Annotated in this window: 9 protein-coding genes; 6 read left to right on the forward strand and 3 right to left on the reverse strand. The window is 37.2% G+C overall.

Annotated features, from left to right (window positions below; genetic code table 11):
- Nucleotides 1-404, forward strand: a 404-nt coding sequence (locus tag AC1DPQ_RS11680; RefSeq protein WP_477609396.1) for an MqnA/MqnD/SBP family protein, incomplete at its 5' end; no start/stop codon positions are given.
- Between the two features lie 150 nt (nucleotides 405-554).
- Here the strand turns inward: AC1DPQ_RS11680 and AC1DPQ_RS11685 are convergent.
- From AC1DPQ_RS11685 to AC1DPQ_RS11695, 3 genes are all read right to left on the reverse strand, one after another.
- Nucleotides 555-1,250 (reverse strand): response regulator transcription factor, encoded by a 696-nt coding sequence (locus tag AC1DPQ_RS11685; protein ID WP_029274212.1) that lies wholly within the window; start codon nucleotides 1,248-1,250, stop codon nucleotides 555-557.
- A gap of 176 nt (nucleotides 1,251-1,426) precedes the next feature.
- Nucleotides 1,427-3,247, reverse strand: coding sequence for a sensor histidine kinase (locus AC1DPQ_RS11690; RefSeq protein ID WP_477580455.1), 1,821 nt, complete (start codon nucleotides 3,245-3,247; stop codon nucleotides 1,427-1,429).
- A gap of 274 nt (nucleotides 3,248-3,521) precedes the next feature.
- On the reverse strand, nucleotides 3,522-3,887 hold the full coding sequence (locus AC1DPQ_RS11695) for a DUF3127 domain-containing protein (protein ID WP_029274214.1): 366 nt from the start codon (nucleotides 3,885-3,887) through the stop codon (nucleotides 3,522-3,524).
- A 71-nt stretch (nucleotides 3,888-3,958) separates the two neighbouring features.
- Here AC1DPQ_RS11695 and AC1DPQ_RS11700 point away from each other — a divergent pair, with 71 nt between their 5' ends.
- The 5 genes from AC1DPQ_RS11700 (at nucleotide 3,959) to AC1DPQ_RS11720 (ending at nucleotide 7,622) form a co-directional block, all read left to right on the forward strand.
- Nucleotides 3,959-5,137 (forward strand): THUMP domain-containing class I SAM-dependent RNA methyltransferase, encoded by a 1,179-nt coding sequence (locus AC1DPQ_RS11700; RefSeq protein WP_477609398.1) that lies wholly within the window; start codon nucleotides 3,959-3,961, stop codon nucleotides 5,135-5,137.
- Between the two features lie 67 nt (nucleotides 5,138-5,204).
- Entirely contained in the window at nucleotides 5,205-5,699 is a 495-nt protein-coding gene (locus tag AC1DPQ_RS11705) for a hypothetical protein (RefSeq protein WP_057933225.1), read from the forward strand.
- A 313-nt stretch (nucleotides 5,700-6,012) separates the two neighbouring features.
- Nucleotides 6,013-6,294 (forward strand): helix-turn-helix domain-containing protein, encoded by a 282-nt coding sequence (locus AC1DPQ_RS11710; protein ID WP_029274217.1) that lies wholly within the window; start codon nucleotides 6,013-6,015, stop codon nucleotides 6,292-6,294.
- A 73-nt stretch (nucleotides 6,295-6,367) separates the two neighbouring features.
- On the forward strand, nucleotides 6,368-7,012 hold the full coding sequence (locus AC1DPQ_RS11715) for an HD domain-containing protein (RefSeq protein WP_477584887.1): 645 nt from the start codon (nucleotides 6,368-6,370) through the stop codon (nucleotides 7,010-7,012).
- 82 nt (nucleotides 7,013-7,094) lie between these two features.
- The gene (locus tag AC1DPQ_RS11720; RefSeq protein WP_477584888.1) at nucleotides 7,095-7,622 is read left to right on the forward strand and encodes a hypothetical protein; all 528 of its coding nucleotides are present in this window, start codon (nucleotides 7,095-7,097) and stop codon (nucleotides 7,620-7,622) included.
- The last annotated feature ends 102 nt before the right edge of the window (nucleotides 7,623-7,724 follow it).

The raw sequence follows: 7,724 nt of genomic DNA on the forward strand, positions 1-7,724 counted from the left end.
ATTTAGGATTGATTATTCACGAAAACAGATTTACCTATCAGGATAAAGGTTTAACCAAAATTGTTGATTTAGGCGATTATTGGGAAAAACTAACTGGTTGTGCCATCCCATTGGGCGGCATCGTAATCAACCGTAATTTAGATCGCGAGGTACAATTAAAAGTAAACCGTTTAATCCGCCAGTCGGTGGAGTTTGCCTTCGCACATCCAAAATCGGGGATCGATTTTATCCGCCAGCATGCCCAGGCCATGGAAGAAAGCGTGATGTACAAACACATCGAATTATATGTGAATAAATACAGCATAAACCTTGGCGAAGAAGGCCGAAAAGCAGTTGATACCTTATTTAAACTTGCTCAAGAGCGGAATATAATCCCCGCTATTCAGGAGAATTTATATATCTAATTCATCGATCCGTCATCTCGACCGTAGCGGAGAGATCCATAAAAGATTTCTCTCCCGAAGGTTCGGGACTGCACTCCAGTCGAAATGACGATAAATCGGCATCATGATAGATCCTGAAACAAGTTCAGGAGGACGATTGGTCTAGTTAATTTAACTTACCAAAAGCTTATAGCCTTTTCCGTGCACGTTAATAATTTCTACTGTCGGATCTGCCCTGAGATACTTACGTAACTTACTCAAAAACACGTCCATGCTCCGTCCGTTAAAGTAATTATCATCATGCCAGATACTTAACAATGCCTCTTCGCGGGTTAAAACAGTATTTTTTTTCAAACACAATAAACGCAACAGCTCGGCTTCTTTGGTAGAAAGTTTTTGCTGATGATCGTTATCGGTAATAATCTGGGTTGTATAATCGAAATGATATTGACCGATAGAAAACTGTGTTTCGGCAGCCTCATCGTTGTTATCTGTTTTATTGGCCACACGCTTAAACATGGCATTAATCCGTAGTAAAAGCTCTTCTATACGGAAAGGTTTGGTAATATAATCATCACCACCTAAATCATAAGCAGCAGATTTATCTTCCAGCATGGTTTTAGCCGTTGCAAAAATAATGGGTACCTGTGTGTTTACCTTCCTAATGTCTTTACCCAAAGTAAAACCATCTTTTTTAGGCATCATCACATCCAGAATACATAAATCGAAGTTCTGCTTATTAAACGTTCTCAATCCATCCTCACCATCGGTGCATAATACTACATCAAACTTGCCTTTAAGCTGCAAATAGTCTTGTAACAATAAACCTAAATTTGGGTCGTCTTCTACCAGAAGTATTTTTTTCATTTTCTTGTTTTTATTCACATATGTAGCACTGGCTACACTGAAAGTTTGATTCTGAATATGCATAACGGTTTAATTTATGTTGTAGATTAAATTAATACTCCACTATATTAGCTAAATTAAACCTGTTCTATTTTAATGTATCGATAAAGCAAGTTTTTGTACCGATGTTTAACTGTTTATAAAGGTAAAGATATTTCGAACGTGGTTCCTCTATCTTTTTCGCTACTTACCTTAACGGTTCCATTCAATTTTTTTATTATATCCTGAACATAATTTAAACCTAAGCCAAAGCCTTTAACATCGTGTAAATTACCTGTTGGCACCCTATAAAACTGGTCGAAAATCCGTTTAGACTGCTCCTTGGTCATTCCAATGCCTTTATCTGCTATTTCGATAATTAAATTTTTACCTGTATTGCGGGTAGTAATGGTAATCTCTGGCGTATCGCTACTGTATTTATTTGCATTATCAATAAGGTTATAAATTACATTAGACAGGTGCAGCTCATCACCATATACAATGGCATGCTCTGCATCGGTATGTACATTGATAATGGCATTCCTTTTCTGTAACTGTAATTCCATGCTATCCAGCACAATCACAATCAAATCGTTCACATCTACTTCGGTGTTCTCCATTTTAAGCTCACCTTTTTCTAAGCGGGCAATACTTAAAACACGTTCGATATGATTACCTAAACGAACATTTTCATCATAAATAATCCCAGCCAGGCGCTTTAACCGGGCCTTATCTGCTGTAACCTCCGGATCTTTCAAAGCTTCACTCGCAATCATAATAGTAGCCACAGGGGTTTTAAATTCATGCGTCATGTTATTGATGAAATCTGTTTTCATCTCCGACAGTTTTTTCTGCTTTAAAATAGCATAAAGAGTATATGAGAAAATAAAAACAAGTACCAGTAACAGGCCGATGGATGAGGCGAGCGTTGCACTTAGGTTAGAAATAATTGCCGAATTTTTATTCGGAAAACTGACGAAAAGCATCCCGGGATCGCGAAAGATATCGTTTCCAAACAAAGGTGTTTTATAGGTATTTTCGGGCAAAAACTCTCCTTTAACGTTAGATGCCGTCATATAAATGGTCGAATCTTTTCTCGCTAGCGAAATCCGGTAAGAAGGTTCTAGTGTAATATTATTGGCAAGGAGTTCTTGCTTTAATAAAACGCCTAACGAATTAAAATTAATGCGTTTATAAATCGGCACATTGGTTTCCTGCAATTCTTTAGATACATCCTCAACTACACTCGATCGGGTATATGAAAAAGTATCTTTGCCCAATGCTGCAATTTTAAGCTCTAATTTTTTCCGCTCAATCTCATCTTCACGTTGAAATTTTTTCTGTAAATCGTTTGGGATCTTTGGAACATTTGCGAAACCTGGAGTACCATCTCTGGGATCAAAAACCAAATACCTTAATGTATCAGGCAAACTTTGCAGGCTTTTAAATTCGAATGCTTTTGGTGGCGCCGTAAAAGGCTTTGAGCGCATGCTATAACCTTTTAAAATAAGGCTCTTAATATCAATAATCGCATCCATCTGTAAATCCAGCTTGTCGCCGTTCTTCGAACTCAACGAAGTATATTCCCTTTCAGAAATTACATTGGGCGCCCGATAAGATACGCGGATAATACTATCTTGTTGGTTCAGGTAACTTTCGATCTGATTTTCCCTCTCGGCTTGCCGCAGCTCTGCCTCTTGTACATATTGTTGCCGTAAATCCTTAATGTCTAATGCCCGTTGCCTGGAGTCTTGTAACTGCTTCAGTTTATTTTCAGCATCTTTACGGTTTAAGTGATCGGCAACATTTCTACGTTGTAGTTTATTTACTACCGATGTTAGCGTTTGGTTTACCTGCTCATCAAAAAGCTGAGATTTTAGTTTATACGATTCCCTGATGTAATACAGCTGCATTACAAAAACACCAAGCAAAGCCACCGTCATTAAAACGGTAATTAACCAAAAACTCTTTTTCTTCATGAACTAGATTGGTTTTAAAATTAAAAAAACCGGGGCATAATCTTCTTAAATCTAAACAGATATCAAAAATACTGATTAGCTAAGCGAAGTGTTTGTTTTTAACATATTTTAACAGCGCTGAGAAGACTTCCGAAGTTTTTGGGAGCACGGGACCCGGTAAACTTCGAAAGTCTAAGCGATGGAAGAACTTCGGATTCTGAGGTGGGCCAAAAAAAATGCCGAGACTAAAGCCTCGGCATGGTTCAAAATTGTTTGCTTAAAAAAGATTCTTTATTTAGAAAGGCAAATCATCATCTTCACCTGGTGCATTGCTTACATCAACCGGAGCTGCATAAGCTGGTGTAGCTGCTGGAGCACCTGCTGCAACTGCATTTATACGCCAAATAACCAAACTGTTAAAATATGATGTTTTACCTGCTTTATCTGTCCAAGGGCGACCGCGTAAATTAAAGAAAACCTCAACCTCATCGCCTGCTTTAAATGTATCTAATAATGCAGTTTTATCTTGTAAAGCCTCAAAACGGATATATTCTGGGTATGTTGGATTTTCTGCGTATTCTATTATTAAATCACGCTTTTTAAACGTTTCACTTACTTGTTGTGTGGCACCTACTTCGTGTACTTTTCCTTTAATTTCCATATCTAATACTACTTAATGTACTATAAACATCAAATCTCTATAATTTTATTGATAACTTCGCATATATTATGATGCAAGTTTTCCACAATAAAAGCAAGGTAATTATTACCTGCAACAAGCGCCTTTCGCCTTATTTACAAGAAGAAGTTACGGCTTTAGGTTATACCATCGAGCGGTCTTTTGCTACGGGTGTTGAGCTCAATATCACGCTTACAGAGTGCATAAAGCTCAATTTGAACTTGCGCTGTGCCAGTCAGATTCTCTACGCCATAAAAAGTTTCAAGGCCATTACACCCGATGATTTATACAATGAAATTGCAGCCATTGAGTGGGAAGAACTGATCGATTTTTCGGGTTATTTCTCGGTAACCTCAAATGTTGATAACCCAAATATTACCACACCACTTTTCGCAAACTTAAAGGTAAAGGATGCAATTGTAGACCGTATGAAAGAGAAAAAAGGCATCCGCCCGAACTCTGGATCGGATGCAAATAAAACAGTAGTGCATTTATACTGGAAAGATGCAGATGCCGATGTTTTTATGGATACCTCAGGCGAAACCCTCGCCAAACACGGTTACCGTAAAATACCTGGCAAGGCCCCCATGTTAGAAGCTTTGGCCGCGGGGGTTATTTTAGCAAGCAACTGGGATAAAAAATCGCCATTTATTAACCCAATGTGCGGTTCAGGAACATTAGCTATCGAAGCAGCACTGATTGCAACCAACCGTGCCCCAGGATTATACCGCATGAATTATGGTTTTATGCACATCTTAGGTTATAATGAAGAAGATTTTTTCGCTGAGCGTAGAATTTTAAAAGATCAGGTAATTAAAAATGTTGACCTTAAAATAGTAGCTTCCGATCTTTCGGAAGATGCAGTTGAAGTAACCCGGAGAAATGCTAAAACTGCTGGTGTTGATACTTTAATCGAATTCGAAGTTTGCGATTTTGAGTTAACAACAGTTCCTGAAGATGGCAAAGGTGTTGTTGTTTTTAACCCTGAGTATGGTGAGCGTTTAGGGGTGCACAGCAAGTTAGAATTGACCTATAAACGTATGGGCGATTTTATGAAAACAAAATGCAAGGGCTATTCTGGATATATTTTCACCGGAAATCCTGATCTTGCAAAGAAAATTGGATTAAAAGCTGCTAAAAAAGTTGAATTTTATAATGGTAAATTAGACTGTCGTTTACTAGAGTATGAATTATATGATGGCTCTCGCAGAGCACCGTTAATTGAGGCCTAGTCTTTTTCATTGAAAATTAATATATTACGCTCTCTTACGTACCATAACGTAGAAAATTTTGAAGAATATGGAATTTGATGACATGGACCATATGCCCGAATGGGAGCATTTTAGCCGATTTGGCCGAGATGATGAGGATGAAGAAAATCTATCAAGTGTTGATGCAGAAAAGGTCAGACTAAAAGTGACCAGGGCTAAAAGCCTTTACAACCAGGCAAGAGCCGTATATAAATATGCCGCCCTGTTCTGCGAAACACTGGAAGGAGAGATGGCCGAAATGACCGCTAACTTAATTATGCAGAATGCCCTCATGTTATGCCCTAAAATTGTTGGGGCAGAAGGTGCAGATATGTATATTTTAAGAATGGAAAATGCCTCTATTATCCGAACCAATTGCCGTGAATTAGAAACCCAGGTGAGAGCAGCAGATATGTTCGAAATCTGCACTCCAGAATATAAAGACATTGTTTTAGACGAAATTGAAAAATTTCGTCTACTCTTTATCGAATGGGTTAAATATTTCGAAAAAGACGAATTTGAAGATGACTGGGGGCTATATTAACCCTTAAATAATTAATTTTTCTGCGTTTTCTTACCGCCCACCTTTTCTCTCGTTGATTTGAGCTGCATAACGCAATAATGTTCTAAATGTATCCTATCGCTCCTTCCACCTAAAGCACAACCAATACAAGAACCTGATTATCAACCAAAAACAAAACACTTAAACATTTAGGTTATTTTTTTGTTGTAACAATTAGTTCATTAATCCGTTTCGCGTAATTCCCAATAGTGCTAAAATTAATACTTTTAAAAACTGTTGCGGTTAAAGTTTCGTACATAATGAAATAAACATTAAAAAAATTTATCCCTTTTTTATGGAAGATGTATTGGCTTTAAAGACAAAGAACGTTGCCGGCAATATTAGAAAAATTAGAGAATACAGAGACTATACTCAGGATTATCTGGCGGCGAAATTGAAAATATCTCAAAATGCCTACAGCAAAATTGAGCTCGGTTATAGTAAATTAACTATCGATCGTTTGTTCCAAATTGCTGCAATTTTGGAGGTTGAAGTATCTCATTTATTAACCCTTAACCACAATGATTTAATTAAAATTATTGCTGATGATGAGAACAGGACAGCAGCGGCGAGTTAATACCCAGGCGCTGTTGATATCATTTCTTTTACCCTGCAAATAATTCCAATACCTTTGGAACAAATTTAGAACGATGCAGGCTACCATTCAAAAAACTATCGATTTTGTTCAGAAAACACTAGCCAATGCCGAGGCAGGGCACGATTGGTTCCATATTGAGCGTGTTTTTAAAACCGCTCAAACCATTAATCAACAAGAAAATGGCGACGAACTTGTAGTCGCCTTTGCCGCATTGTTGCATGATATTGCTGATCCTAAATTTAATAATGGTGATGAAGAACTGGGACCGAACATGGCTGCTTCATTTTTAGCATCGATAGCTGTTGATGCTGAGGTTATTGCCCATGTTAAACTGATTATCCAGAACATGTCGTTCAAAAATAGTTTTGATGGCACAGGTTTCACCTCAAAAGAAATGCAAATTGTACAGGATGCAGATCGTTTAGACGCCATCGGAGCCATTGGTATTGCAAGAGCATTTACTTATGGTGGATTCAAAAACAGGGTACTTTACGATCCGGCTATTTTACCCGAAGAACACCTCACTAAAGAAAGTTATAAAAATACCACCGCGCCTACCATTAACCATTTTTACGAAAAACTGCTGTTGTTGAAAGACATGATGAATACTGAAGCAGGGATAGCAATAGCCGTAGAAAGACACAATTTTATGCTTCTATACCTGGAGCACTTTTATAAAGAGTGGGATGGGAAATAATCAGCAATAAGCCATAAAAATACCTAATAGTAAGTATTCCGAAACCACGCATTAGGGCTTAACTTTACAAAAATTAATCCTCATGCATCCTTATAAACTAAAATACCATAAAAATAGTGTTTTGTTAATCGCGATGGTTGGCATTCCTGTGTTCTTCATTTCCTTAATGCTGTATTCTCTTTTTAGTTTACCTTCATCGCTTTCCGAAACGTCCACTTTGATATTTGTTTCGCTATCAATTATTTTAATGGCACTTCTTTTATTATGGATTACCAAAACGCAGATTTTTGTACATAGTAAAATTTTAATCAGTGAAAAAGGTATAAGTTTTAAATTAAAAAGTACTTCTTTCTTATACCGGAGAACCGAGTTTTTTTCTGGATGGGAAAATGTAACCAGCGTAACCGAAATGTTCGATAACCACAATGGAGGTTACTTTTATCAAATTGCATTTAAAGACCCGGATTTCGTGGCCAACTTTAGTCCACTTAAAAACCACGAAGTAGAGGCCGACCGCTTCTTTTCTGAACTGCAATATTATCAGGAAAGTTATAATATTGCACATCAACTGCCAATAAGCAGAAAGCTTAACCCTTCGAACAGTTTTTAGTTAACATTATTATTCCAAAATAGAATAGGTTAGATAAATCTATTTACTAATATTTTTAGTTATTAAACTATCTTTGTTAGTAAATATATCCCTATGTTTGAT

The organism is Pedobacter sp. 01T416_2, from assembly GCF_056398925.1.

Coding starts and splice junctions, on each gene's coding strand:
- AC1DPQ_RS11685 (WP_029274212.1), bottom strand. CDS start 1,250: ATGAAAAAAATACTTCTGGTAGAAGACGACCCAAATTTAGGTTTATTG.
- AC1DPQ_RS11690 (WP_477580455.1), bottom strand. CDS start 3,247: ATGAAGAAAAAGAGTTTTTGGTTAATTACCGTTTTAATGACGGTGGCT.
- AC1DPQ_RS11695 (WP_029274214.1), bottom strand. CDS start 3,887: ATGGAAATTAAAGGAAAAGTACACGAAGTAGGTGCCACACAACAAGTA.
- AC1DPQ_RS11700 (WP_477609398.1), top strand. CDS start 3,959: ATGCAAGTTTTCCACAATAAAAGCAAGGTAATTATTACCTGCAACAAG.
- AC1DPQ_RS11705 (WP_057933225.1), top strand. CDS start 5,205: ATGGAATTTGATGACATGGACCATATGCCCGAATGGGAGCATTTTAGC.
- AC1DPQ_RS11710 (WP_029274217.1), top strand. CDS start 6,013: ATGGAAGATGTATTGGCTTTAAAGACAAAGAACGTTGCCGGCAATATT.
- AC1DPQ_RS11715 (WP_477584887.1), top strand. CDS start 6,368: ATGCAGGCTACCATTCAAAAAACTATCGATTTTGTTCAGAAAACACTA.
- AC1DPQ_RS11720 (WP_477584888.1), top strand. CDS start 7,095: ATGCATCCTTATAAACTAAAATACCATAAAAATAGTGTTTTGTTAATC.